Genomic DNA, 25002 nt, shown 5'->3' with positions numbered 1-25002 from the left:
GCAGCCGCATCAGGCAGTGGCCGACGGGCGGCGGGCGCGGGCGGCCGCCGCCAGCAGCAGCAGGACCGCCCCCGTCCCGAAGACGGCGTTCCCGGTCAGAGCGGTCGCGACGGGGACGCCCATCTCCTCGGCGTGCGTGAAGCCCACCCACACATAGGTGAGCAGCGCGCCGCCCGCCAGCGCCAGACGATGGGACGGGCCCCAGCCGCGGCTCCGCGACCAGCGCGCGCACACCGCGACCGCCGCGCCGAGCACGACGAACCACGCCGCCACCGGCCACCAGACCGAGAGCCCCTCGGGCAGCCGGTCGCGCAGCCAGTAGAGGCTCGTGACGGCGAAGGCCGCGGCGCCGACCGTCCACGGGCTCGGCGCATCCGCGTCCACCTGCGGCTTGGCCGCCGGACGGCGTCCCAGGACGAATCCCGCGACGATCAGCCCGACGATCGCGATGCCCGCGACGGCGAACTGGCGCGGCGAGGCGACGAAGTGCTCCGACCGCGCCTGCGCGACGCCCAGCAGGACCGAAGCGGCCACGAAGAGCAGTCCGGCGGCGAGCAGCCCGGCCCGCCCGAGCCACGGCCGGCGCGGTTCGCGCGTGAACGCCTCGACGAGCGCGATCGGGACGCAGATGCTCCAGATCGTGTGCATCGACACGACGTCCTCCAGCATCTCGACGCTGGTGCCGAGCAGCGGGATGTGCGTGGCCGCGTAAGCCGAGCCCATGTCGAACCCGCCATAGTGCGGGTTCCACAGCATCTGGTCGACCGGGCCCTCCTCGATCAGCGCGTAGGCGACGGCAAGGACGATCATCGTCGGCCGGCCGTGCCCGGTCCGCCGCGCCGTCTCGCGCACCAGCAGCGCGCCGCCGCCGTACAGCGGGGCCAGCATGACCAGGCCGGACAGATCGGTGATCGGCTGGTTGCCGAGCAGGAACTCCCCCACCAGGGGCGCGAGCAGGAACAGCGCCAGGGCGGGCACGAACCTGCGGCGGCGCGCGGAACGGAACATGCTCGCGAGCCTAGGAACGGGCACCCGCACGCCGAATCGGCCAACGGTCGACGCCCGGATGGCCACCTGGCCGTGCCGCTCGCTACCTCGGTCCGCGCTCGTCCGGCTCGTCCGGCTCGTCCGCCGCTCCTCACGGGTCGCGGACACCGATCGCGGCCGCGAGCGCGAACGCGCCGAGGCCGATCAGGGCCGCGGTCGCGGCGACCGCGCCCAGGTCGAAGAGCCGGCCGATGAGCAGGTCGCCCGCGAAGGAGAACAGCCCGGCGGCGGACTGCAGGACGCCGTGCACAGCAGGCCGAGGCGCAGCACACAGGGACGTTCGCCGCGACGGCCGGCGGCCACGAAGGGCTGGGCGGCCGCCGCGACCGCGGCCAGGACGCAGAAGCACAGCGTCGCCGCCGCCGGAGTGAAGTCCAGGAGCGGGACGGCGGTGAGCATGCCGTTGGCCAGCAGCGTCGTCGGCGAGGCCGCCAGCGCGAAGAGGAGGAAGGAGCGGTCGCCGAACACCGTGCGCACGCCCGCGAAGAGCTCCCGACGGCGTCTCACCGCAGGTTGCGGGCTGCGGTGAGGCACGAGGAGGAACAACACGCCGCCGGTCGCCCACAGGGCGGCCGCCGTCGCGGCCAGAGGAGCGAAGCCTCGGCCGACGGAGAGGATCGCAAGGCCCATGACCGGGCCGAACACCGTCGCGACGTGCTGCATCGCGACATGGCCGGCGAACCCGCGCGCCCGGCGGCCGGGGCCGACCCCGGCCAGCAGGCACTGCGCGGCGGGGTTGTAGAGCGCGCCGCCGAGGGCGAGGACGGCGGCCGCGCACAGCAGCGGCCCGACGCCGTCGACCGTCCCGAGCAGGACGAACCCCAGCGCGCGCAGTCCAGAGAGACGGGCGATGCCCCAACACGGGAGGCCCCTCGTCTGTTGACCACCAGCGAACATACGCTTCCGGCTATCGATCGATGATCGATATCGGACTTGGACGCCGCCGGAACGGCCGTGCTGTCATGGCCGCCATGCCCAGCGCGCGACCCTCTTGCGAAGCCGAAGGCGGCCACCACCCGACGCCCTTCGAGCGGTCCGGACCGTCCAGGCGCGCCCTGCTGCTCGGCGCGGCGCTCCTGCCGCTTGCGGGATGCGACGACCAGCACCAGTCGAGCCCAAGGCCGTCAGCTTCGGAGCGCCGCACCACCGCTCCCCCGGACGATGCGCGCTTCGCCGCACTGGAGCGCAAGCACCGCGCCCGCCTTGGCGTCTACGCCGTGGCCACCGGCACCGGCGCCGCGGTGGCCTACCGCGCCGACGAGCGGTTCGCGTTCTGCTCCACTTTCAAAGCGCTCGCCGCGGCGGCGGTGCTGCACGGCAACCCGCTCGGCCATCTCGACAAGCGCGTCACCTATACCAAGGCCGACGTCGACTCCATCTCGCCGATCACCGAGAACCACATCGCGACAGGAATGACCATCGGGCAGCTGTGCGACGCGGCCATCCGGTACAGCGACGGCACCGCGGGCAACCTGCTGATGCGCGACCTCGGCGGCCCCGCCCGGCTGACCGCCTACCTGCGCGGCCTCGGCGACACCGTGGGCCGCATGGACGACTACGAGCCGGAGCTCAACAAGATCGGCCCGGGCGACCCCCGCGACACCACCACGCCCCGCGCCATCGCCGCCGACTACCGCGCGCTCGTCCTCGGGGACGCGCTGCCCGCGGACAAGCGCGCCCTGCTCAAGGGCTGGATGCTGCGCAGCATGACCGGCGCCACCCGCATCCGCGCCGGGCTGCCGAAAGGATGGACGGTCGCCGACAAGACCGGCAACGGCAACTGGGGCCGTGTCAACGACGTCGCCGTCGTGTGGCCGCCGCGGACACCCCCGCTGGTGGTGGCCGTCATGACCGACCGCCGCGGATACGGCGCGCCCTACAAGGACGCCCTGATCGCAGAAGCGGCCGCCCACGTCGCGACCCGGCTCACGACCTGACCGCTCCCGCCGGGGTGAGAGGCCGAGACCGCGAATGGTCGCCGGGGCTTGCCGGAAGGAGAACGGTGAACTGTACTGAAGCGGAGGCGGCCGAGGCCGATCGCCGCCGCCCGCTTCTCCGTTCCGCGTCAGGGATCCGCCGATGAACAGTTCACGGAAGGGCGCCGTCGGCCTGGCGGTCGTCGCGCTGGTCATCTGGGCGGTCTTCATCGTGTGGTGGGCCGAGACCGCCTCCTCGGCCGCGCATCACCTGAGCGCCACCGACTGGCAGGGCAACCACCGGACCAAGGTGCGCCTGCTGTTCAGCGCATGCGTGATCGGCGGGCTTCCTCCGCTGGGCGCCGCCCTCGGCTGGGTGGCGGGGCCGCTGGCGGCGCCTTCCAGACCGGTCGCCCTGGCCACCGCGTGGGGCTTTCTGTCCGGCACGCTGGGCCTGGGAGTGTGCGCCCTCATCGGGTTCGGCATCGCCCTGTCCCGCATCGAGTTCGTCTTCTAGCCCGGCCGGAGAAGCGGCCGCCACCCGGCCGAGCCAGAAGGCGAGGCGTCCGTCTGCGCCGCGTCGCGACCGGTACTGCGGGTGGGCCATGATCGGGACATGGCACTGTCGACGGCGTTCACGGACATGTTCGGAGTGCGGCACCCGATCGCCTTGGCCCCGATGGGCGGGTCGGCCGGCGGTGCGCTGACGGCGGCCGTCTCGCGCGGCGGCGGCCTCGGGCTGCTGGGCAGCGGGACCGGGGACCCGGACTGGCTGGCCCGCGAGCTGCCGGTCCTGGCCGAGGAGGTCGCCGGGAGGCCGTGGGGCATCGGCTTCCAGGCATGGGCGATCGACGACGGGACGATCGCGCGTGCGCTGGAGCACCGCCCGAGCGCGGTGATGCTGTCGTTCGGCGACCCCGGCCCGTTCGCGGAGCGCGTCCGCGGCGCGGGCACGGCGCTGATCCTCCAGGTGACCGACCTGGAGGAGGCCCGCCGGGCGGTCGATCTGGGCGCGGACGTGATCGTCGCGCAGGGCACCGAGGCCGGCGGGCACGGCGCCCGGCACGGGCGGTCCACGCTGCCGTTCGTGCCCGTCGTGGTGGACCTGGCGGCGCCGGTGCCCGTCCTGGCGGCCGGCGGGATCGCCGACGGCCGCGGCGTGGCGGCCGCCCTGGCGCTGGGGGCCGCCGGGGCGCTGCTCGGCACCCGCTTCCAGGCCACCGCCGAGGCCCTCGTCGACCCCGCGACCGCGAAGGCGCTCGTCGAAGCGCGCGCGGAGGACACCGAGCGCAACAGGGTGCTGGACATCGCCCGGGGCTCCCGTTGGCCGGAGCGGTACACCGCGCGCACCCTCGGCCACCCCTTCCTGGACGAATGGCGGGGCCGGGAGGACGAGCTCGCGGCCGACGCCCACGCCGGGCAGGCGTACCGGGACGCCGTGGCGCGAGGCGAGATCCCCGCCCTGCCGCGGTGGGCGGGCGAGGGCGTCGATCTCATCGAGGACCTGCCGTCCGCCGCCGATCTGGTCGGCTCCCTCGCCGCGCAGGCCGAGGAGGCCCTGGCCCGAGCCCTCGGGCGCTGACCGCGACGGCGGGGAAGCGGCGACCACGAATTTCCTACTAGATTAGTGAGAATAGGCATCGGGGCGCCGGGAGGAGCGGAGCATGGCGTTCAGCCATCTTTCCCATCTGGAGTGCGGTTGGTGCGGGACCGAGCGCGACGCCGGCGTCCTGCGGAACCTGTGCCCCGAATGCGGGAGGCCGCTGCTCGCCCGCTACGACCTGCCCGCGGTCCGCGCGGCGGTGCGCCCGGAGGACGTCGCGGGACGACCGCCCGACCTCTGGCGCTACCACGAGCTGCTGCCCGTCGGGAGCCCGGAGGCGGTGGTGAGCCTGGGCGAGGGGATGACGCCGCTGCTGCCGGTCCCCCGGTACGGCGAGCGCATCGGGCTGCCCGGGCTGCTGATGAAGGACGAGGGGCTGCTCCCGTCCGGCTCGTTCAAGGCGCGCGGGGCGGCCGTCGGGGTGTCGCGGGCGGCGGAGCTCGGCGTCGAGCGCCTCGCGATGCCCACCAACGGCAACGCCGGCGCCGCGTGGGCCCTCTACGGCGCCCGCGCCGGCCTGACCGCCACGATCGTGATGCCGGTCGACGCCCCGGAGATCACCCGGCGCGAGTGCGCGGCGGCCGGCGCCGACCTGCACCTGGTCGACGGCCTGATCAGCGACGCCGGTCGGGTCGTCGGCGCGCTGGTCGCGGCGTCCGGGGGCCGGGTCTTCGACGCCTCGACGCTCAAGGAGCCCTACCGCATCGAGGGCAAGAAGACGATGGGCCTGGAGATCGCCGAGCAGCTCGGCTGGACGCCGCCCGACGCGATCCTCTATCCGACGGGCGGCGGCGTGGGGCTGATCGGGATCCACAAGGCCCTGACCGAGCTGCGCGAGCTGGGCTGGATCTCCGGCCCGCTCCCGCGCCTGGTGGCCGTGCAGGCGGAGGGCTGCGCCCCGGTCGTCGAGGCGTTCGAGCGGGGCGAGCGGACGACGCGCCCCTGGGCGAAGGCGAGCACGGTGGCGTTCGGCATCAACGTCCCCAAGCCCTTGGGCGACTTCCTCATCCTCGACGCGCTGGCGGAGACGTCCGGCACGGCGGTCGCCGTGACCGACGACGAGCTGCTGGCCGAGCTGAGGGAGGTGACCGCGCTGGAGGGGGCGTTCGTCTGCCCCGAGGGCGCCGCCGCGTTCGCCGCCGCCCGGAAGCTGCGGGCGTCAGGTTGGCTGGGCGAGGACGAGCGCGTCGTCGTCCTCAACACCGGCGCCGGACTGAAATACCCCGGGACCGTGCCCGTCGCGGCGCCGGTCCTTCCGGCCGACGGCCGCCTCGCGTGAGCGCCGGGCCGGCGGCCGCGCCGTCCGAATGCCGCGAGCCCGCCGGGACGGCGCGCGGACGGGCCGCCGGGCGGCTCGCGGCGGCCGCCCTGCCGGTCGTGTTCGTGCCGATCTGGAGCAGCGGCTACCTCGCCGGGACGCTCGGGGCGCGCAGCGGAGCGTCGCTCGCCCTGGTCGCCTGGCGGTTCCTCGTCGCGTTCACCGTCCTCGGAGCGGTCTCCCTCGCCACCCGTGCGCCGTGGCCGAGGGAGCGGCGCACGTACGCGCACCTGCTCGTGACGGGCGTGCTGCTCCAGACGGTGCAGCTCGGCGGCGTGTTCTTCGGGCTGGCGCACGGCGTGCCGGCGGGGCTGTCGTCGCTGATCCTGAGCGCCTGCCCGCTGATCGTCGCGGCGGTCGCCGTCCCGATGTTCTCCGAGCGGCTGACCGGCCGGCAGTGGGCCGGTCTCGCGCTGGGACTGGCGGGCGTCGTCGTCTGCGTCAGCGGGAACCTGTCGGGCGGAGCGCGGACCGCCGGGTACGCCTACACGGGCCTGGCGCTGGCCGGCCTCGCCGCCGGGACGCTCTACCAGAAGCGGTTCGGAGGCTCGGTGGACCTGCGGACGGGGACCACCGTGCAGCTCCTCGGCGCGACACTCACCACGTTCCCGCTGGCGATGGCGCACGGCGGGCTGCGCATCCCGCTGACCGGGCAGGCGCTCGGCTCGCTGGCGTGGCTGGCGGTCGTCAACTCGATCGGCGCGCTCGTCCTGCTGTTCGTCCTGCTGCGGCGCGGCACGGGCGGCGCGGCGACCAGCCTGCTGTACCTGGTGCCGCCGGTGACGGCCGTGCTCGCGGTGCCGATCCTCGGGCAGGGCATCACCGCGAGCGTGATCGCCGGTATGGCGGTCTCGGGCGCGGGCGTCCTGCTGGTGCTGGCCCGGGCGCCCCGGTAGGCCGCCGGCGCCGGGCGGTCGCGCGGCCGGTGCCGGCTTCTGAGATCGTGTCCTTGACCGGTCCGGCGGCTCGCCGGTCCCCGGCCGACCGGCGCGCGCTCGCCGCGAAGGAGGAAGCCCGATGAGCACCTGCATCGTCGTCGGAGCCGGCCTCGCCGGCGCCGCGGCCGCCTGGCAGCTGGCCCGGCGCGGTCACGAGGTGACCGTGCTGGAACGCTCCACTCCGGCGAACGGCGAGGGCAGCTCGCACGGGTCCGCGCGCATCCTCCGGTACGCCTACCCCGACCCGTTCTACGCCCGGCTCGTCGTCGACGCGCGGCTCGAATGGGACGAGCTGGAGCGCCTCGCCGGGGAGCGCCTCGTCACCCCGACGGGCTCGGTGGACTTCGGGGCCGACCGTGACCCGGCGGCGCTGGCGGCCGTGTTCGAGGAGGTCGGCGTCGACCACGAGCTGCTCACCGTGGCCGAGGCGGCCGCGCGCTGGCCGCAGTTCGACTTCGGCGACAGCGGCGCGGACGTGCTGTGGCACCCGGACGCCGGGGTGATCGACGCGGAGTCCGCCGTCGCGGCCATGCTGCGGCTGGCGCGGGCCGACGGCGCCCGCGTCGAGACGGGGTGGCCGGTGGCCTCGGTCGAGCGCGCGGGCGCCGGCCTCCGGGTGGTCGGAGCGGACGGGCGCGCCGAGGAGGCCGAGAAGGCCGTCGTCACCGCCGGCGGATGGCTCCCCGACCTGCTCGGCGACCTGGCTCTGCCCGAGTCCTTCCTGGCGGCGTTCCCGCCGCTGCGGGTGATGCAGGAGAACGCCTACCACTTCCCCTACCGCGCCGGCTCGGACGGACCGTGGCCGACGTTCATCCACGGGATCCCGTCCATGCTGGTCTACGGGCTGCCGGGCGGGCGCGACGCCGCCCTCCCCGGCGGCCGGACCGGACTGAAGGTCGCCGAGTACAACGGCGGCCGGCCGATCCGCAGCGCGGCGGCGCAGAGCGGGGAGGTCGACCCCGCCAACCGCGCGCGGGTCGCGGCGTACGTCCGCCGGACCCTGCCCGGGCTCGTCCCCGAGCCGTACGCCGAGACGACCTGCCTCTTCACCAACACCCCCACCGAGGACTTCGTGATCGACGGCGTAGGCGGGGTCACCGTCGCCTCGCCCTGCTCGGGGCACGGCGCCAAGTTCGCGCCGCTGCTCGGCCGGATCATCGCCGACGCGGTGTCTGGTGAGCGCGCCGCACCGGCGAAATTTCTAGTTTCCCGACGGGAATAGTGGGTCTCCGGGGCGGGTTGCCGCCGACATGACGATCGGAGTAGCGCTTCATCCAGGCCCGTCCGGCAACGCGGTCGACGAGGCGGTGGCGGCGGCGAAAGAGGCCGAGGCGGCGGGGCTGGGCTCGGTCTGGCTCGGGCAGCGGTTCGACTACGACGCGGTGGGGCTCGCGGGCCTGGTCGGCCGGGAGGCCCCCGGGCTGGCCGTGGGGACGTCGGCCGTGCCGATCTTCGCGAGGCACCCGATCCTGGTCGCGAGCCAGGCGCAGACCTCGCAGGCCGCGACGCGCGGCCGGTTCCACCTGGGCCTCGCGCTCGGGGCCAAGGCGTTCGTCGAGCCCGTGTTCGGCGTGCCCTACGACCGGCCCGTCGCGCGGCTGGCCGAGTTCCTCACCGTGCTGCGCTCCCTGACCGAGACCGGCACCGCGGACTTCCGCGGCGAGACGCTGACCGCCGCGCCGCCGATGCCCGCCGCCGTGCCGGGCGCGGAGCCGGCGGTTCCGCTGCTGGTCGCCGCGATGGGCCCGCAGGCGCTGCGCGTCACCGGCGAGCTCGGCGACGGCACGCTCCCGTTCCTGGCCGGTCCGCGGACGCTGGGCGAGCACATCGTCCCGGCCATCACCGCGGCCGCCGCGCGCGCCGGTCGCCCCGCTCCCCGCGTCGTCGCCCTCGTCCCCGGAGTGGTGACCGGCGACGTCGACGCCGCGCGGACGGCCGCCGCCCAGCAGTTCGCCTTCTACGACCGCGTCCCCTCCTACCAGCGGGTCGTCGCTCTGGAAGGCGCATCGAAGGCGGCGGACCTGCTCGTCGCGGGCGACGAGGAGACCATCGCCGCCGCGGTCCGGCGCTACTTCGACGCCGGCGCGACCGAGGTCGTCCTCACCCAGACCGGCATCACGGGCCCGGCGGACCAGGCCAGGACGTGGCGCGTCCTCGGCGACCTGGCGCGCGGCGCGGCTCCCGCCACGGCCGGCTGACGCGAGGACGTCCCCGGGAAGCCGGCGGCGCCGCTCAGGGGACCCGTTCGACCTGCCGGCGGGGCGAGCGGCCGAGGGCGGCGAGGCGGCCGGCGAGAACGGCGGCCTGGGCCCGGATCTCGGGGATGGCCGTGGTCTCGTAGCGGACGCCGCGCAGGGGCGGCCCCAGGGTGAACAGGTCGCCGTGGGGCCGCCCCGCCGCGTCGCGGACGGCGCCGTCGGGGTCCGCGTCCAGCCCGAGGCCGAGCGGTCCGGGACGGGCGACCCCCGCGGTGACGAGGCTCGACAGGAACGGGTCGGTCGCCGGGCCGCCCGCCGGGCCGGTGCCGTTGATCAGCCAGCCGACCTCCAGCTCCGAGGCCCCGCTCTCGGTCGCGACGCGCACGGTGAGCCCGTGGCCGGCGCCCGCCCGGACGTCCTCGACGCGGCCGCGGTGGACGCGGAGGCGGCCCTCGGCGCGCAGCGCCTCGATCCGGGCGGCGGAGGCCGGCGGGATCCGGTGGCGGTGCACCTCCCAGTGCCGGGCGACCAGGCCGAGGAAGCGCCGCCGGTCGGCGTCCGACAGCCGCCCCCACAGGGCGGGGACGTGCGGCCGGACGGCGTCGACGAAGCCGTGCCACTCCCCGCCGTTGCCGCGGACGGCGAGCCTGGCCCAGCGCAGCAGCTCCCGCAGCGTCATCGGTTCGGGGGGCAGGACGAGTCCGGCTTCCGGCGGGCGCGGCGGCGGATGGTGCGCGCGGGGCAGCAGCCCGTGCCGGGACACGGCGTGGACGACGCGGCCCGGACGCCTCCCGCTCAGGCTGATCGCCAGATCGACCATGGTCAGCCCGGTGCCGACGATGAGGACGGGCGCGTCGTCGTCGATGGCGTCCAGCGCTCCGCGCCGCCACGGGTCGGCGATGTACCGGGGGGCGGGCGGCGCCCAGGGCAGGCGGCCCGGCGCCTGGTTGCCGACGGCCAGCACGACGGCGTCCGCCGCGCGGGACGTGCCGTCGGCGAGGCGGAGCGTCCACCCCTTGGCGGCGGGCCCGGCATCGAGGGAGAGCACGGTGCCGGTCAGCTCGGTCAGGTGGCCGGGCCGTGCCCGGGCCGAGGTGTCGAGGAGGTCGCGCAGGTAGCGGCCGTACAGCGGGCGCGGGAGGAAGTCCTCTCCGGACGCCTCGATCCCCTGGGCGCGCGTCCAGTCCAGGAGGTGGCCGGGGTCGCCCTCGACGCCGCTCATGTTCGCCGCGCGGGCGTTCAGCAGGTGGTTCGGGTCGTCGGTGGAATACGCCTGGCCGCGCCCGTGCAGGCCCCGCCCGTCGATGAGGAGGAGCCGCGGCACCGGGCCGGTGCGGCGCAGGAGATGCGCGGCCACCAGTGTCGCGCTCGCACCGCCGCCGACCACGGCGATCAGTGGCTCGGCTGCGCTGTCAGCGACATGGTCGGCCATGCCTCCGAGAGTAGCTGATATTTCCTACAAGAATTATTCAATTTTGCTCGCGGCGAGCCCGCGGGGCCGACGGCCGGATCTTTGGGTACGACGGTGACGACGCCTAGCGGAGACGATCGCCCCTATGACGATGACGCCCGAATCCGACGAGCGGCTGCGCTTCGAGCACCGCACCCTGCCCCAGCGGGTCCGGTTCGCCCCGGGCGACGCCGCCGCCGCGCTCGCCGAGGAGATCGCCGCGCTCGGAGCGTCCCGCGTGATGGCGATCGCCGCCAAGGGCGGGGCGGAGACCGCCCGGCGGGTCGCGGGCGGCCTGCCGGTCGCGCACTGGCACCACGAGACCGCCATGCACGTGCCGCTGCCGGTCGCCGAACGCGCCCGCGCGGCGGCCCGCGAGCACCGCGCCGACGCGCTCGTCTGCGTCGGCGGCGGGTCCACCACCGGGCTGGCCAAGGCGGTCGCGCTCACCACCGGGCTGCCGATCGTCGCGGTCCCGACGACCTACGCCGGCTCCGAGGCCACCGACGTCTGGGGCCTCACCGAGAACGGCCGCAAGACCACCGGCACCGACGACCGGGTCCTGCCCCGCGCGGTCGTCTACGACGCCTCGCTCACGCTCACCCTCCCGGCCGACCTCAGCGCCGCGTCCGGGCTCAACGCGCTGGCGCACTGCGTGGACGCCATGTGGGGCCCGCGCGCCGACCCGATCGACCGGGCGCTGGCCGGCGAGGGCATCCGGGCGCTGCGGATCGGCCTGCCCCAGGTGATGGCCGACCCCGCCGGGCTGCCGGGCCGCGAGCACGCCTTGTACGGCTCCTATCTCGCCGCGGTCGCGTTCGCGTCGGCGGGGTCCGGGCTGCACCACAAGGTCTGCCACGTGCTGGGCGGGATGTTCGACCTGCCGCACGCGCAGACCCACGCGGTCGTCCTGCCGCACGTGCTCGCCTTCAACGCGCCCGCCGCCCCGGATGCGGAAGCCCGGATCGCCACCGCCTTCGGCGCCGACGGCGCGATCGCCGGGCTGAACCGGCTGCGCGCCCGGCTGCGCGCCCCGACCGCCCTGCGCGACCTGGGCATGCCCGAGGACGGGATCGCGGCCGCCGTCCCGGCCGTCCTCGCCGCCGTCCCCGCGAACAACCCGCGCCCCGTCACCGCCAACGACCTCGCCGCCCTGCTGCGGGCGGCATGGGAAGGGACCGAGCCCCGATGACCCAGGACCGCACGACGCCCGACGAGACCGCCGCCGCCGAGCAGGCCGCCGAGCAGGAGCGGCGCGAAGAGGAGCTCCTCGAACGGGTGCTGCGCTCGTTCGACGGCTGCGCCGACCCCCGGCTCAGGGAGCTGATGCGCGCGCTCGTACGGCACCTGCACGCCTTCCTGCGCGAGGTCCGGCTCACCGAGGACGAATGGTGGAGGGCCATCGGGTTCCTCACCCGGACCGGCCACGTCACCGACGACCGGCGGCAGGAGTTCGTCCTGCTCTCCGACACCCTCGGCGCCTCGATGCAGACGATCACGATCAACAACCGGGCCCACCGCGACGCCACCGAGGCGACCGTGTTCGGGCCGTTCTTCGTCGACGGCGCTCCCCGGATCGAGCTCGGCGGCGACATCGGCGGCGGCGCCTCCGGCGAGCCCTGCTGGGTCGAGGGGACGGTGCGCGACACCGGCGGCGCCCCCGTCCCCGGCGCCCGCGTCGACGTGTGGGAGGCCGACGCCGACGGCCGCTACGACGTCCAGTACGACGACGGCCGCACCGCCGGACGGGCCCACCTGTTCACCGGACCGGACGGGGACTACCGGTTCTGGGCCGTCACGCCCACGCCCTACCCCATCCCGGACGACGGGCCGGTGGGCGCGATGCTCGCCGCCGTCGGCCGCTCTCCCATGCGCGCCTCGCACCTGCACTTCAAGGTGTCCGCCCCCGGCCACCGCACCCTGGTCACCCACATCTTCGTACGCGGCGACGCGCTGCTGGACGCCGACACCGTCTTCGGCGTCAGGGAATCGCTGGTCAAGGACTTCGAGCGGCTGCCGGCCGGCACGCCCACCCCCGACGGCCGCGCCGTCGGCGGCACCTGGTCGAGGACCAGGTTCGACATCGTCCTGGCGCCCGCCGGCGCCTGACCGGCGAGCCGCCGCCCTCTCTTCGGAACCCACCGGCCCCGGACGGCGCCGGGCCGATCGCTCACATCCCGGCCCCGCCGTCTCTTGACGTTCCCACACATGTAGGCGTAAACAAATGGAAACAGACGTGAAACGGCGGTGAACCCACAGTGAGCTGCGAACCGCGCCGAGGCGGCACACGATGATCGTCACGCTGACGCTGAACCCCAGCCTCGACCGCACGATCGACGTCGACCGGCTCGTCAAGGGCACGATGACCCGGGCGAGGTCGGCGCGCATCGACCCCGGCGGCAAGGGCGTGAACGTGTCCCGCGCGCTGCTGGCCAACCGGGTGCCGACGGTCGCGGTGGTCACCTCCGGCGGCGCGGACGGCGAGCAGCTCGTCCGGCTGCTGGAGGGCGACGGCATCGCCGTCCACGCCGTGCCGGTGGCCGGGCGGACCCGCTCGAACGTGACGATCGTGGAGCCCGACGGCGTCGTCACCAAGCTCAACGAGCCCGGCGAGCCGCTGTCGCGCGACGAGCTGGACGCGGTCGCCGACGTCGTGCTCGACGAGGCCGAGGGCGCGAGCTGGGCGGTGACCTGCGGCAGCCTCCCGCCGGGAGTGCCCGCCGACATCTACGCCCGGCTGTGCGAGTTCTTCACCTCCGCCGGGGTGCGGGTCGCCGTCGACGCCAGCGGCCCGGCGCTGCTCGCCGCCGTCGGCGCGGGACCGCACCTGGTCAAGCCGAACCGGGACGAGCTGTCCGAGGCCGTCGGGCGGCCGGTCGCCAGCGTCGGCGACGCGGTCGAGGCGGCCAGGGAACTGCGCGAGCGCGGTGCGGGGACCGTGCTCGCCAGCCTGGGCGCCGACGGCGCCGTCCTCGTCGACGAGGACGGCGTCACGATCGGGACGGCGCCCGTCGCCGAGACGCGGAGCACGGTGGGCGCGGGCGACGCGCTGCTCGCCGGGTTCCTCGCGGCGGGCGCGCGGGGCGCCCCGGCGCTGGCCGAAGGGCTGGCCTGGGGAGCCGCCGCGGTGCGCCTGCCCGCCAGCCGGATGCCGCGCCCGGACGACATCCGGCGCGACATCGTCCGCATCGACGCCCGGCCGGACCTCGGCCGTTCGCTCATCGCCTGATCCTCACGCAGACCCCCGAACCCTGAGGAGGCCGAGATGGCCGCTGCGTACACACCAGCCGTCAGCGGAAGCGGGCTGAAAGCCGGAGTCCAGCGCCTGGGCGGCCATCTGGCCGGGATGGTGATGCCCAACATCGGCGCGTTCATCGCGTGGGGGCTGGTCACCGCGCTGTTCATCCCGACCGGATGGCTCCCGAACAAGCACTTCGGAGAGCTGGTCGACCCGACCATCACCTACCTGCTGCCGATCCTCATCGGCTACACCGGCGGCCGGATGGTGCACGGCCAGCGCGGGGCGGTCGTCGGCGCGGTCGCCACCATGGGCGTCGTGGTGGGATCCAAGATCCCCATGTTCCTCGGCGCGATGATCGTCGGGCCGCTCGCCGCCTACCTGCTCAAGAAGGTGGACGCCTACATCCAGGAGCGGACCCGGACCGGGTTCGAGATGCTGGTCGACAACTTCACCGCCGGGATCGTCGGCGGCGCCGTGGCCGTGTTCGGCGTCTGGGGCGTCGGCCCGATCGTCCGGCAGGTGACCAAGGGCGCGGGCAACGGCGTCGAGTGGCTGATCCACCACCACCTGCTGCCGCTGGCGTCGGTGCTGATCGAACCGGCGAAGGTGCTGTTCCTCAACAACGCGGTGAACCACGGCGTGCTCGCCCCGCTGGGCTTCGCGGAGGCGGCGAAGAACGGCAGGTCGATCCTGTTCATGCTGGAGTCGAACCCGGGGCCGGGGCTGGGCGTGCTGCTGGCCTACCTGATGTTCGGCCCGCGGTCGCTGCGGCCGAGCGTGCCGGCCGCGATCATCATCCACTTCCTCGGCGGCATCCACGAGATCTACTTCCCCTACATCCTGATGAAGCCCCGGCTCATCCTCGCGACCATGGCCGGCGGCGCGGCCGGCATCGCCACCTTCATGGCCACGGACGCGGGCCTGGTCGCCACGCCGTCGCCCGGCAGCATCTTCGCCTACGTCGCCGAGACCCCCAAGCACGGCTGGATCGGCGTCTACCTGGGCGTCCTCGTCGCCGCGGCCGTCTCGTTCGCGGTCGGCGCGGCGCTGCTCGGGTTCGGGAGGTTCGCCGAGAAGAAGCCGGACGGGGACGGAACGGAGGCGTCCGGTGCCGCCGCACCGGCCACCGGCGCGGCGGAGCCCGCCACCGGCGCGGACGAACCCGCCGACGTCCCGCCCGCGAAGACCGCCAGCCCCTCACCCCAGGAGGCGTGACCAGATGAACGGCAAGGACATCCGCAAGATCGTCGTGGCGTGCGACGCCGGCATGGGCAGCAGCGTGATGCTCGCGAGCAGCCTCCGCAAGGAGCTGCGGAAGGCGGGCGTCGCGGTCGAGCACACCCCGGTCAACTCCATCCCCGGCGACGCCGACGTCGTCGTCTGCCACGAGGGCCTCGGCGCCCGCGCGCGGGCCGGCGCGCCGGACAAGCCGCTCGTCACCTTCCAGGTGTTCCTCGGCGACCCGGCGGTGGCCCGCCTGGTGGCGGCCATCAAGGACGGCGGCGAGATCGGTGCCTGACCTGCTGGCCCGCTCCGCCGTCCGGCTCGACGCGGCCGCGGCCGACCGGGACGACGCCGTCCGGCAGTGCGGGCGGGCGCTCGTCTCGGCCGGCGCGGCCGAGCCCGGCTACATCGACGCGATGCTCGCCCGCGAGCGGACGGTCTCGACGTACGTGGGCGAGGGCGTGGCGATCCCGCACGGCACCCTCGCCGGCAAGGAGCTGGTGCACCACGACGCGCTGTGCGTCCTGCGCTTCCCCGGCGGGGTGGACTGGAACGGCGAACGGGTCGCCCTGTGCGTCGGCATCGCCGCCCGGGGCGACGGCCACGTGCGGATCCTGTCCGAGCTCGCGCAGATCCTGCTGGACCCCGGCCGCGCGCGGAGGCTGCGCGAGGCCGCGGACCCCGACGAAGTGATCCGGCTGCTGCGGCCGGACGGAGAGGAGATCGCCCAGTGAAGGTCGCCCGCTTCCACGCCCCCGGGGACATCCGGGTCGAGGACGCCGCCGAGCCCGTCCCCGGCCCCGGCGACGTCGCGATCAGGGTGCGGAACTGCTCCACCTGCGGCACCGACGTCAAGATCTCGAGGTTCGGCCACCACCACATCCGGCCGCCCCGGGTCATGGGGCACGAGATCGCCGGCGAGGCCGTCGCGACCGGCGCGGACGTGACCGGCTGGGCGCCGGGCGACCGGGTGCAGGTGATCGCCGCCATCCCGTGCGGGCGGTGCGAGGAGTGCCGGCGCGGGCACCTGACCGTGTGCCCGAACCAGGAGTCGATGGGGTACCACTACGACGGCGGCTTCGCGGAGTACACCGTCGTGCCCGCCAAGGTGCTCGCCGTCGGCGGCCTCAACCGGATCCCGGACGGGGTCGGGTTCGCCGAGGCGTCCGTGGCCGAGCCGCTCGCCTGCGTGCTCAACGGCCAGGAGCTCGCGCGGGTCGGGGACGGCGACGACGTCGTGGTGATCGGCGCCGGCCCGATCGGCTGCCTGCACGTCCGGCTGGCGCGCTCGCGCGGCGCGGCGCGCGTGTTCCTCGCCGACATCAACGCCGAGCGCCTGGAGATGTCGGCCGAGCGGGTGCGCCCCGACGCCGCGCTCACCGGCCCCGACCTGGTCGACCAGGTGCTGAAGCTGACCGACGGGCGCGGCGCCGACGTCGTCGTGACCGCCGCGGCCTCCGGCGCGGCCCAGGAGCAGGCGCTCGGGATGGCCGCCCGGCAGGGCCGGATCAGCTTCTTCGGCGGGCTGCCGAAGGACGACCCGGTCATCGCCTGCGACTCCAACCTGGTGCACTACCGGGAGCTGACCATCGTGGGCGCCAACGGGTCCAGCCCCGCGCACAACGCCCGCGCCCTGCGGCTGATCGCGAGCGGCGCGGTGCCGGTCGCCGATCTGATCACCCACCGGCTGCCGCTCGCGAGCGTCCTCGACGGCATCGAGACCGTCGCGCGCGGCGCCGCGATCAAGGTCACCATCGAGCCCTGACAGGAGCCGACATGCCCCAGCGAACCGTGACGATCGCCTCCCGCACCGGCCTGCACGCCCGGCCCGCGAACCTGTTCGTGCAGGCCGCCGCCGCGCAGGACGTCCCGGTCCGGATCCGGGCCGGCGGCCGCTCCGCGCCCGCCGACAGCATCCTCGCCGTCCTCGCGCTCGGCGCGGGGCACGGCGCCGAGGTCACGCTGGAGGCCGACGACGGGCCCGGCGCCGACGCGGCGCTGGACGCGCTCGCCGCCCTCCTCGCCCGCGACCTCGACGCGGAGGAGCCGGCCGGCGCCTGAGCCGGAGCCGTTCCCGGAGCCGTTCCCGGCGCGGGGACGGCGCCCGGCGTCCGGGCGGGCTCAGACCCGGACCACCTCGGGGCCGGCCGCGGCCAGTTCCGCGGCCAGCCCCGCGTCCAGGCCGGTGTCGGTGATCAGCACGCTGATGTCGCTCAGGTCGGCGAACCGGGCGAGGTAGTCGTTGCCGATCTTGGTGTGGTCGGTGAGCACCACGCTGCGCCGGGACGCCCGGATCATCGCCGACTTGATCGCGGCCTCGGCCGGGTCGGGCGTCGTCAGCCCCGCCTCCACCGAGCAGCCGTTGGTGGCCATGAACGCCACGTCGACGCGCAGCCGGTCGAGCGGGCGCATCGCCCAGTCGTCGACCGTCGCCAGCGTCCGGCCTCGCACCCGGCCGCCGAGCATGATCACACTGAGATTCGACCGGGTGGCCAGCACCGTGGCCAGCGGCGGCGAGTTGACGATGACGGTCAGCTCCCGGTCGCTCGGCAGCACCTGGACGAGCCGCCCGGTCGTGCTGCCCGCGTCGATGACGACGGACCCGTCGGCGGGCAGCTCGGCGAGGGCGGCCTTGGCGATGCGCTCCTTCTCCGCGGTCATCACCGCGTCGCGGGCCGCGAGCGCCGGCTCGAAGCCGAGCCGCTCGACGGGGATCGCGCCGCCGTGCACGCGGCGCAGCGTCCCCGAGCGCTCCAGGGCCGTCAGGTCGCGGCGGATCGTCTCCATCGTGACGCCGAAGTCCTCGGCGAGGGTCATGACGTCCACCCGCCCGGCCTCGCGCGTGCGGCGGAGGATCTCCTGCTGCCGTTCCTCGGCGTACATGTCGGGTTACCACCGAATCCACGTTGTTTTCTCTGTGAATAGCCCCGGATTTGTGACCGCGTCAAGCCGAGGCGGCACCCGCGGGGCGTTCAGCGGTCCGCTCGGAGGCCGCTCAGGGTGGTGCGGACGAGGCGTTGGACCGCCGCCTCGTCGCGGAGGGCCCCGGCGGCGGCCAGGGCGTGCAGGCAGTAGCCGGCGAGTTCATCGGCGGGCACGTCCCGGCGGACGGCTCCGTCCGCCGCCGCGTCGGCGATCAGTTCCCGGACGAACGCGTGCAGCCGCCGGTGGGCGGCGGCGACGTGCTCGCCGCGATGCAGTTCGGCGGCCGGCTCGGTGTCGTGGTGCGCGCGATGGGACACCGCCGCCGCGTATCCCGCGAGCACGGCCCCCAGCCGCGGCGCGGCCCCTTCAGTGCGGTCCCGGATCTCGTTCAGCCGCTCCAGATGGGCGTCGATCTGGCGCTCATGCCACGCGCGGAGGATCGCGTCGACGTCCGCGAAGTACTTGTAGAGCGTGGCGCGCCCGATGCCGGAGTCCTTGGCGATCTGCGACATCGTCACGCCGGCCGGCCCGTGCGCGGCGACGAGCGCGGCGGCGGCGTCGAGGACGGCCTCGCGCACCGCGTCGCGGTGCGCCGCGACCGTCTCGCTCCAGAGCTTCGGCATGCCGCGATCATACAGCGCGTCCCTATGGAGACATCTGTCTTGACATAGACACTGTGTATCGCAAAAACTGGGGCCGGCCGGGCCGCGACCGACGCGGCGCGCCGTCGACAGGGAGCCGCTCATGTCCGATCTGCCTTCGCACCCCGACACCGACCAGCAGGGCGAGCCCGCGATCGGCGGTGGTTCGCGGCGCGGCAGGCTCGTCGCAATCGCCGCCGCCGTCGCCGTGGTCGTCCTGGTCGTCGTTCTGCACCTGACCGGCGTGATCAGCATGGGCGGGCACTGATGATCGAGGCCCGCGGGCTGGTCAAGCGCTACGGGAGCGTCACGGCGGTGGACGGCCTGTCGTTCACCGCCCCGCCCGGCTCCGTGACCGGGTTCCTCGGTCCGAACGGGTCGGGCAAGTCCACGACGATGCGGATGGTCCTCGGCCTGGACGCGCCCACCGCGGGGACCGTCACGGTCAACGGCCGCCCTTACACCGGATACCGGCGCCCCCTCCGGGAGGTCGGGGCCCTCCTGGACGCCGGAGCCGTGGCCAGCGGACGGTCGGCCCGCGACCACCTGATGTGGCTCGCGCTGAGCAACGGCATCCCGCGCACGCGCGTGGACGAGGTGCTCGAACAGGTCGGCCTCGCGTCGGCCGCCCGGCGGCGCGCCGGCGGGTTCTCGCTCGGCATGGCGCAGCGGCTCGGCATCGCCGCCGCGCTGCTGGGCGACCCGCCGGTCCTGATGTTCGACGAGCCCGTGAACGGCCTCGACCCCGGCGGCGTCGCCTGGGTGCGGACGCTGCTGAGGTCGCTGGCCGGGGAGGGCCGCACCGTGTTCCTGTCCAGCCACCTGATGAGCGAGACGGCGCTGACCGCCGACCGGCTCGTCATCATCGGCCGGGGCCGGCTCCTCGCCGAGACCACCGTCGCCGACCTGCTCGCCGAGGGCGGCGGCGACCGCGTCCGGGTGCGCGCCACCGACCCGGACGAACTCGCGAGGCTGCTCGTCGGGCGCGGAGCCGCCGTCGCCCGCGACCCCGACGGCGCGCTCCGCGTCACCGGCGCCACCGCCGAGGAGATCGGCGACCTCGCCCGCGGCGGCGGCCTCGGCCTGCTGGAGCTGTCACCGCAGATGGTGTCGCTGGAGGAGCGCTACATGGAGCTGACCCGCGACGCCGGCGACCACACCTCCGCTCCCCTCCCCGAACCGGCCGCGAGCTGAAGGGCCCGCCATGACGACCATCACCGCCCCGCCTCGGGGCGACCTCCTCGACGCGGTGCGCGCGGAGTGGTGCAAGCTGCGCACCGTCCGCTCGACGCCGTGGGTCCTGCTGACCGCGTGCGCGTCCAACGTCGGGTTCGCCGTGCTCGCCGCGGCCGTCCTCGCGCCCCGGCTGGGCGCCCATGAGCGCACCCGCGTCGACGCCGTCCAGCTGGCCCTGGCCGGGCTGCACCTGTCGCAGATCGCGTTCGGGGTGCTCGGCGCCCTGGTCATCACCGGCGAGCACGGCAGCGGCATGATCCGCACGACGTTCGCCGCCGTCCCGCGCCGCCGCACCGTCCTCACCGCGAAGGCACTTGTGCTCGCGGGCGTCACGCTGATCGCGTCCACCGCGTCCACGTTCGCCGCCTACCTGGCCTTCCAGGCGGCACTGCCCGCGCACACACTGACCGGGACGGCGCTGTCGGATCCCGGTGTCGCCCGCGCCGTGGCCGGCGGCGGCCTCTACCTCACCGCGCTCGCGCTGCTCGATCTCGGCCTCGGCGCCGCCCTGCGGTCCTCCGCCGGTGCCGTCGCGTCCCTGTTCGGCCTGCTGTTCGTCCCGCCGCTGCTGCTCGACCTGCTCCCGCGGTCCTGGAAGGACGCGGTCGGCCCCTACATCCCGATGCAATCGGGCGATCAGATCTACATCGCCTCCCACCGCGAGGCCGTGGCCCTCGGCCCCTGGACCGGGTTCGGCGTCTTCTGCGCCTACGCGGCCGTCGCCCTCGCGGCCGGTTGCGTCCTCACTCGCCGCCGCGACGCCTGAGCCGGAAGGACGCCGTCATGTACGCATCGAAGGCCGACGTTCCGACCGACCGGGCGGCCCGGTACCTCACTCAACTCTGCAAGCACAGCGACCACGTGAACGGCCTCGCCGGTGGCCACGCGGACCGGAGCGGCCACGGCGGCAACGGAGCAGCGGTCCACCTCCAGCGCGTCGAATGGTCCCATACCGAGGGCGTCATTCGGTTCGCCGAAGGACGCTGCGCGCTGCACGCCACGAACACGCGTCTCCTTCTGGACGCGGAGGCCGACAGCCCCGAGCGGCTCCAGCGGATCCAGGCCGCCATCACCGCCCGCCTCGAACGCATCGGCCGGCGCGACCGGCTGACCGTCGTCTGGAGCCCGGTCGAGCCCGGATCAGCGCCCCGCGCCGGCGGCGCCTCCCCCTGAGGGACCCGCCGAGGTGGCGCCGCGGTCGCGGGCCTGGCGTTCCGTCAGGTCCGGGCGTCGGCGGGCACGAGGCGCTGGGCGCTCCCCCGGCGCCCGGCCGGGGCGGGGACGGTGCACTTGGCGAGCCGGTGGCTCCGCACGGCCTCCTCGACGGGCGGTGCCTCCCGCCGCGCCGCGGGCGAATCGCCGGAGGAGCTCACGACATCGGCGGCCAGGAGCTCTTCCAGAGCCCGCACGTTCCCCTCCTGGGCGGCCTCCAGGAAGGCCGACAGCAGGCGCCGGTGCTCACCGGCTCCGATCGACCCGCGCCGCGGCGCGGCCAGCTGCCGGCGGGCGCGGCTCACCAGCTGGCGGACGTTGGCCGGGCTGAGCCGGATGAGCTCGGCGATCCGCGCGTAGGGATAGTCGAAGGCCTCGCGGAGGATGTAGGCGGCCCGCTGGGCGGGCGTCAGCGTCTCGAGCAGGAGCAGCAGGGCCCGCTCGACGGCCTCGGCCCGCTCGGCGCCGGCGGCGGGGTCGGCGCCGGGGTCGACGGGCTCGGGCGTCCGGGGCCCGATGCCGGTCTCGTGGCGGACGCGGGCGGACCGCGCGGCGTTGATGGACAGCCGCGTCGTGATCAGCGCCAGGAACGCCCCGGGGTTGGCGATGACCGCGTGCTCGGCGTCCTGCCAGCGCAGCCAGGTCTCCTGCACGATGTCCTCGGCCTCCGCCGAGCCGCCGAGCATCCGGTAGGCGATGCCGAAGAGGCGCGAACGCGCGTCGCCGAAGACGGCGGCGGCCTGGTCGAGGGAGGTCGGCCGGTCTCGTTCGTCAAGCTGGATGTTCATGGGAACCTTCGATGAGAAGTTGCCTTCACGACATGGCGGCCGCGAGATTCGCCGTGGCCCCTCCGTCGGTTCGGCGGGCGGGAACGCCTCGCCGACCTCCCTCACTGTCGTCGGGGCCGCGTCCGGGTCGCATCAGTGAGGCACCCTGGCCGGGGTCCCTAGGGAGGCCCGGGCCTCCCTAGGGACCCGATGGGACGGCCGCCGCTCCACCCGGGGGGCGGCTGGCATCCGGACCGTCGGATTCAGCGGGAGCGGCCGGCGTCCAGGCGCTCCCACTCGGCGTCCCAGAGCCGGTCGCGCCGCCGGTCGGCGCGGCGGCGGACCACCAGGTAGGCCACCAGGACCGGTACACCGGCCGTGGTCGCGGCGCCGAGGCCGGCGCCGACGGCCTCACCGACCGTCCGCGCGTGCCGGCGCGGCTCCACGCCCGACACCCCGGCGGGGCCGGCCCACAGCTTGAGGTGCTCGCCCGCGACGGCCCGGTACCAGGTGTCGTACGAGCCGGTCCGCACCCGCCCGCCCGGTTCCCGCCACGTCACGGTGACCCGGTGGCCGGACGCCAGGTCGTCCACTTTCAGCACCGTGGCGTCGACCCGGTGCTGCGTCACGGCCTCGTACCGCTCCGCGCGGACCCCCGAGTCGTACGTGTTCCGGGCGACCTGCCAGCACACGGGCAGGCCGGCGCCCACGAACAGCAGCAGGAGGATCAGGCCGGCCGCCCGCTGCCGCCGGTCCACGTCGCGGCGCAGTTCGTTGCCGTCGAAGCCGATGCGCCGCCGCAGCCGGCCGAGGCCCGCCCGTGCTCCGGTCGGTCTCATGACCTCCTCCTCAGCGTCCGCCACCACGTCGTTCGGCGGGACGGGCTCAGCTCGCCGAGTGACGGGGCGATGCCACGCGCGGGGCCGGGGACCGCCGCTCGACCCTGGCCAGCATCAGCAGGCTGGAGATCTGGCTCCACCCGACCAGGTCCATCAGCTTGGCCAGGTGCGGGGCGACCGAGCGCAGCACGAGCCGCCGGTCCTGGAGCCCGAGTTCGCAGGCCGTCGCGGCCAGCGCCCGGAGCCCGCCGACGTCGATGAAGTCCAGCCGCTCCACGTCCACCCACACGTCGCCGGAGCTGTGCGCGACCACCCTGGCGAGCGCGTCGCCGAACGCGGGGAGCGTGCTCACGTCGATCTCCCCGTCGACGACCAGGTGCGGCGGCTCGAAGGTGCCGTCCAGGCGCAGCAGCGCGCTGCTCACCCGCACGCCCTCGACGGTCCGTTCGGTCATGTCGTCTCCTTGTGCGCCGCGCGGACCGTCATTCCACGAGCTTGCCGTCGGACGAGACGTGCCGCATGAGCGCGGCGATCTCAGCGGGGACCGGCGGGATCTCCTCGCGCTCGACCTTGCCGGGACCCGACCAGACCAGGTTGACCCGCAGGGACTCGTCGAGGTCCGGGTAGTCGGAGCGGTTGTGGCAGCCGCGGGTCTCGCGCCGTTCGAGGGCCGCGTCGAGGGTGGCCCGGGCGGCCAGGACGGTGGACTTCAGGTCGAAGGCGTGCGCGAGGTCCTGGTAGCCGGCGTTGTCGGGGTGGACGCCGAGGGCTCCGATCCGCGCCTCGACGGCGTCCAGTCCGGCCAGCCCGGCGCGGAGGCCGTCCTCGTCGCGGACGACGCCGCAGTGCTCGGTCATGACGTCGCGGGCCGCGCGCTGCAGGACCCGGACGTTCTCCGGCCCGTCGCAGGCCAGCAGCTCCTCGACCTCCCGGCGGGCCATGGCGAGCGCGTCCGCGTCCCGGCGCTGCGCCTCCAGGCCCGCGGAGTAGGCGGCGGCCTCCCGGCCCACGATCCGTCCGTAGACCAGCAGCTCGATGAGGGAGTTGCCGCCCAGCCGGTTCGCCCCGTGCAGGCCGCTGGCGGCCTCGCCGATCGCGTACAGCCCGTCGACGTCCGTGCCGTGGTCCTCGGGCCGCACCCACACGCCGCCCATGGAGTAGTGCGCGGTCGGGGCGATCTCGATCGGTTCCTCGGTGATGTCGAGCATCTGCAGGTCGAGGAGGGTCCGGTGGACGCGCGGCAGCCTCGTCATGATCGTCTCGCGGGGCAGGTGCGACACGTCCAGCCAGACCCCGCCGTTCGGGGTGCCGCGCCCCTGCTTGATCTCGGTGTAGGCGGCCAGCGCGACCCGGTCGCGGGTGGACAGCTCCATCCGGTCGGGGTCGTAGCGGGCCATGAACCGCTCGCCGAGCGCGTTCAGCAGCCGGCCGCCCTCCCCGCGCGCCGCCTCCGAGACGAGCGTCCCGGCCGCGTCCTCGGGCGACAGGAGACCGGACGGGTGGAACTGCACCAGCTCCGGATCGCGGATCCGGGCGCCGGCGAGCACGGCCAGGCGGAACGAGTCGCCGGTGTTCTCGTCCCGGCGCGAGGAGGTCCGCCGCCAGATCCGGGTGTGCCCGCCGGTCGCCAGGATCACCGCGTCGGCGTGGACGACGTAGCGGGTCCCGTCGTTCAGGTCGAACCCGTAGGCGCCGTGGACCGCGTTGTCGCGCACCAGCAGCCGGGTGATGTAGAGGGTGTCCAGGATCGGCACGTCCAGTTCGGTCACCCGGCGTACCAGCGCGCGCTGGATCTCCAGGCCGGTGTAGTCGCCGCTGAACGCGGTGCGGCGCCAGGTATGGGCGCCGAAGAACCGCTGCGAGATCCGCCCGTCGGCCTCCCGCGCGAAGGGCATCCCGTGGCGGACCAGGTCGTCGATGCCGCGCGGCGCGCCTTCGGTCACGATCCGCACCGTGCGCGGATCGGCCAGCAGGTAGCTCTCCTGGAGGGTGTCGGCGGCGTGCTGCCGCCAGGAGTCCTGCGGGTCCATCGTCGCCAGGGCCGCGTTGACGCCTCCCGCCGCGAGCGTGGTGTGGGCGTCGGCCCTGGGGCGCTTGCCCACCGCGAGCACGCCCACCCCCCGCTCGGCGAGCTCGATCGCCGCCCGCAGCCCCGCTCCCCCGGTGCCGATCACCAGGACCGGCGCCGCCAGCCGCCGCTCACAACCGTCCATTAACGCGCTCCTTGCCAGAATGAGATGCGATTCGCGGGACCGGGAGAGAATGACGATTTCACGCCCGTTGCGGATCGAACACCACCACGGTCATGTCCGACTCCCTTGCTCGCGGTATCCCCTGAGAAATGGCGGCTGCCCCTTTTTTCAGGAGCGTCGATCATCGCCCGGTCGACAGCTAAGACAGGCCGAAGCCGCAGCTTGTGACACTTCGGCCGGATCTCCGGGATCACA

At 74.8% G+C, this 25002-nt stretch carries 28 protein-coding genes; 19 read left to right on the top strand and 9 right to left on the bottom strand.

The features are described from left to right. Nucleotides 1-9 precede the first annotated feature (9 nt). Together amrb99_RS02475 and amrb99_RS02470 are read right to left on the bottom strand one after the other, a co-directional pair. Nucleotides 10-1008 (bottom strand): hypothetical protein, encoded by a 999-nt coding sequence (locus amrb99_RS02475; RefSeq protein WP_190851657.1) that lies wholly within the window; start codon nucleotides 1006-1008, stop codon nucleotides 10-12. Nucleotides 1009-1191: 183 nt separating this feature from the next. After that, the gene (locus amrb99_RS02470; RefSeq protein WP_190851655.1) at nucleotides 1192-1944 is read right to left on the bottom strand and encodes a hypothetical protein; all 753 of its coding nucleotides are present in this window, start codon (nucleotides 1942-1944) and stop codon (nucleotides 1192-1194) included. Nucleotides 1945-2018: 74 nt separating this feature from the next. Between amrb99_RS02470 and bla the strand changes: the two genes are divergently transcribed. The 7 genes from bla (at nucleotide 2019) to amrb99_RS02435 (ending at nucleotide 9020) form a co-directional block, all read left to right on the top strand. After that, nucleotides 2019-2984, top strand: coding sequence for a class A beta-lactamase (gene bla / locus amrb99_RS02465; RefSeq protein WP_190851652.1), 966 nt, complete (start codon nucleotides 2019-2021; stop codon nucleotides 2982-2984). Nucleotides 2985-3126: 142 nt separating this feature from the next. Beyond that, on the top strand, nucleotides 3127-3480 hold the full coding sequence (locus amrb99_RS02460; protein ID WP_190851650.1) for a hypothetical protein: 354 nt from the start codon (nucleotides 3127-3129) through the stop codon (nucleotides 3478-3480). Between the two features lie 99 nt (nucleotides 3481-3579). Then, nucleotides 3580-4545 (top strand): nitronate monooxygenase, encoded by a 966-nt coding sequence (locus amrb99_RS02455; RefSeq protein WP_190851648.1) that lies wholly within the window; start codon nucleotides 3580-3582, stop codon nucleotides 4543-4545. Nucleotides 4546-4627: 82 nt separating this feature from the next. Further along, a complete protein-coding gene (locus tag amrb99_RS02450) occupies nucleotides 4628-5845 on the top strand; it encodes a threonine synthase (RefSeq protein ID WP_190851646.1) in 1218 nt (405 codons plus the stop codon). Further along, complete coding sequence (locus amrb99_RS02445; RefSeq protein ID WP_190851643.1) at nucleotides 5842-6780, top strand: DMT family transporter; 939 nt, start codon at nucleotides 5842-5844, stop codon at nucleotides 6778-6780. Before amrb99_RS02450 ends, amrb99_RS02445 begins: the two co-directional genes overlap by 4 nt. A 121-nt stretch (nucleotides 6781-6901) precedes the next feature. After that, the gene (locus amrb99_RS02440; RefSeq protein WP_190851641.1) at nucleotides 6902-8044 is read left to right on the top strand and encodes an FAD-dependent oxidoreductase; all 1143 of its coding nucleotides are present in this window, start codon (nucleotides 6902-6904) and stop codon (nucleotides 8042-8044) included. A 28-nt stretch (nucleotides 8045-8072) separates the two neighbouring features. Next, nucleotides 8073-9020 (top strand): TIGR03564 family F420-dependent LLM class oxidoreductase, encoded by a 948-nt coding sequence (locus amrb99_RS02435; protein WP_190851639.1) that lies wholly within the window; start codon nucleotides 8073-8075, stop codon nucleotides 9018-9020. Between the two features lie 34 nt (nucleotides 9021-9054). Here amrb99_RS02435 and amrb99_RS02430 read toward each other — a convergent pair whose 3' ends face one another. Beyond that, nucleotides 9055-10452, bottom strand: a complete 1398-nt coding sequence (locus tag amrb99_RS02430) for an FAD/NAD(P)-binding protein (protein WP_190851637.1) — start codon at nucleotides 10450-10452, stop codon at nucleotides 9055-9057. A 124-nt stretch (nucleotides 10453-10576) separates the two neighbouring features. On the opposite strand from amrb99_RS02430, the gene amrb99_RS02425 reads away from it, so the two are divergent. From amrb99_RS02425 to amrb99_RS02390, 8 genes are all read left to right on the top strand, one after another. After that, entirely contained in the window at nucleotides 10577-11662 is a 1086-nt protein-coding gene (locus amrb99_RS02425) for a maleylacetate reductase (RefSeq protein WP_206699760.1), read from the top strand. Then, nucleotides 11659-12579 carry a dioxygenase gene (locus amrb99_RS02420; RefSeq protein WP_190851635.1) on the top strand — a complete coding sequence of 307 codons (921 nt, stop codon included), beginning with the start codon at nucleotides 11659-11661 and terminating at the stop codon, nucleotides 12577-12579. The genes amrb99_RS02425 and amrb99_RS02420 overlap by 4 nt, the downstream gene beginning before the upstream one ends. A 181-nt stretch (nucleotides 12580-12760) precedes the next feature. Beyond that, nucleotides 12761-13699 carry a 1-phosphofructokinase gene (gene pfkB / locus amrb99_RS02415; RefSeq protein ID WP_190851633.1) on the top strand — a complete coding sequence of 313 codons (939 nt, stop codon included), beginning with the start codon at nucleotides 12761-12763 and terminating at the stop codon, nucleotides 13697-13699. A gap of 36 nt (nucleotides 13700-13735) precedes the next feature. Further along, nucleotides 13736-14926, top strand: coding sequence for a PTS mannitol transporter subunit IICB (locus amrb99_RS02410; RefSeq protein WP_190851631.1), 1191 nt, complete (start codon nucleotides 13736-13738; stop codon nucleotides 14924-14926). Between the two features lie 4 nt (nucleotides 14927-14930). Then, nucleotides 14931-15230 carry a PTS lactose transporter subunit IIB gene (locus amrb99_RS02405; protein WP_190851629.1) on the top strand — a complete coding sequence of 100 codons (300 nt, stop codon included), beginning with the start codon at nucleotides 14931-14933 and terminating at the stop codon, nucleotides 15228-15230. Beyond that, nucleotides 15223-15669, top strand: a complete 447-nt coding sequence (locus tag amrb99_RS02400; protein ID WP_190851627.1) for a PTS sugar transporter subunit IIA — start codon at nucleotides 15223-15225, stop codon at nucleotides 15667-15669. The genes amrb99_RS02405 and amrb99_RS02400 overlap by 8 nt, the downstream gene beginning before the upstream one ends. Beyond that, nucleotides 15666-16700, top strand: a complete 1035-nt coding sequence (locus amrb99_RS52945; RefSeq protein WP_190851625.1) for an alcohol dehydrogenase catalytic domain-containing protein — start codon at nucleotides 15666-15668, stop codon at nucleotides 16698-16700. The genes amrb99_RS02400 and amrb99_RS52945 overlap by 4 nt, the downstream gene beginning before the upstream one ends. Nucleotides 16701-16711: 11 nt before the next feature. After that, nucleotides 16712-16996, top strand: coding sequence for an HPr family phosphocarrier protein (locus amrb99_RS02390; RefSeq protein ID WP_190851623.1), 285 nt, complete (start codon nucleotides 16712-16714; stop codon nucleotides 16994-16996). Between the two features lie 60 nt (nucleotides 16997-17056). Here the strand turns inward: amrb99_RS02390 and amrb99_RS02385 are convergent, their stop codons facing one another. Continuing rightward, nucleotides 17057-17818, bottom strand: coding sequence for a DeoR/GlpR family DNA-binding transcription regulator (locus amrb99_RS02385; protein WP_190851621.1), 762 nt, complete (start codon nucleotides 17816-17818; stop codon nucleotides 17057-17059). 89 nt (nucleotides 17819-17907) lie between these two features. Beyond that, nucleotides 17908-18483 (bottom strand): TetR/AcrR family transcriptional regulator, encoded by a 576-nt coding sequence (locus tag amrb99_RS02380; protein WP_190851619.1) that lies wholly within the window; start codon nucleotides 18481-18483, stop codon nucleotides 17908-17910. A gap of 121 nt (nucleotides 18484-18604) precedes the next feature. On the opposite strand from amrb99_RS02380, the gene amrb99_RS02375 reads away from it, so the two are divergent. From amrb99_RS02375 to amrb99_RS02360, 4 genes are read left to right on the top strand one after another with little or no spacing between them, the layout of a single operon-like run. Further along, the gene (locus tag amrb99_RS02375) at nucleotides 18605-18769 is read left to right on the top strand and encodes a hypothetical protein (RefSeq protein WP_190851616.1); all 165 of its coding nucleotides are present in this window, start codon (nucleotides 18605-18607) and stop codon (nucleotides 18767-18769) included. Continuing rightward, nucleotides 18769-19695, top strand: a complete 927-nt coding sequence (locus tag amrb99_RS02370) for an ATP-binding cassette domain-containing protein (protein ID WP_190851614.1) — start codon at nucleotides 18769-18771, stop codon at nucleotides 19693-19695. The genes amrb99_RS02375 and amrb99_RS02370 overlap by 1 nt, the downstream gene beginning before the upstream one ends. Nucleotides 19696-19705: 10 nt before the next feature. Further along, a complete protein-coding gene (locus tag amrb99_RS02365; RefSeq protein ID WP_190851605.1) occupies nucleotides 19706-20503 on the top strand; it encodes an ABC transporter permease in 798 nt (265 codons plus the stop codon). A 17-nt stretch (nucleotides 20504-20520) separates the two neighbouring features. After that, nucleotides 20521-20910 (top strand): DUF2218 domain-containing protein, encoded by a 390-nt coding sequence (locus amrb99_RS02360; protein ID WP_190851601.1) that lies wholly within the window; start codon nucleotides 20521-20523, stop codon nucleotides 20908-20910. Between the two features lie 44 nt (nucleotides 20911-20954). On the opposite strand, the gene amrb99_RS02355 is transcribed toward amrb99_RS02360, so the two are convergent. The 4 genes from amrb99_RS02355 to amrb99_RS02340 form a co-directional block, all read right to left on the bottom strand. After that, the gene (locus amrb99_RS02355) at nucleotides 20955-21737 is read right to left on the bottom strand and encodes a sigma-70 family RNA polymerase sigma factor (protein WP_190851598.1); all 783 of its coding nucleotides are present in this window, start codon (nucleotides 21735-21737) and stop codon (nucleotides 20955-20957) included. A 242-nt stretch (nucleotides 21738-21979) separates the two neighbouring features. Beyond that, entirely contained in the window at nucleotides 21980-22555 is a 576-nt protein-coding gene (locus amrb99_RS02350; RefSeq protein ID WP_190851595.1) for a hypothetical protein, read from the bottom strand. Between the two features lie 46 nt (nucleotides 22556-22601). Continuing rightward, nucleotides 22602-23009, bottom strand: a complete 408-nt coding sequence (locus tag amrb99_RS02345) for an STAS domain-containing protein (RefSeq protein WP_190851593.1) — start codon at nucleotides 23007-23009, stop codon at nucleotides 22602-22604. Between the two features lie 28 nt (nucleotides 23010-23037). Next, nucleotides 23038-24768, bottom strand: coding sequence for an FAD-binding protein (locus tag amrb99_RS02340; protein ID WP_190851590.1), 1731 nt, complete (start codon nucleotides 24766-24768; stop codon nucleotides 23038-23040). Nucleotides 24769-25002 lie beyond the last annotated feature (234 nt).

Origin of the sequence: Actinomadura sp. RB99, from assembly GCF_014706005.1 — a bacterium.
Classification (GTDB): domain Bacteria; phylum Actinomycetota; class Actinomycetes; order Streptosporangiales; family Streptosporangiaceae; genus Spirillospora.
Note: the sequence above shows the minus strand (reverse complement) of the source record. Positions and strands in the feature narration are given on the sequence as shown.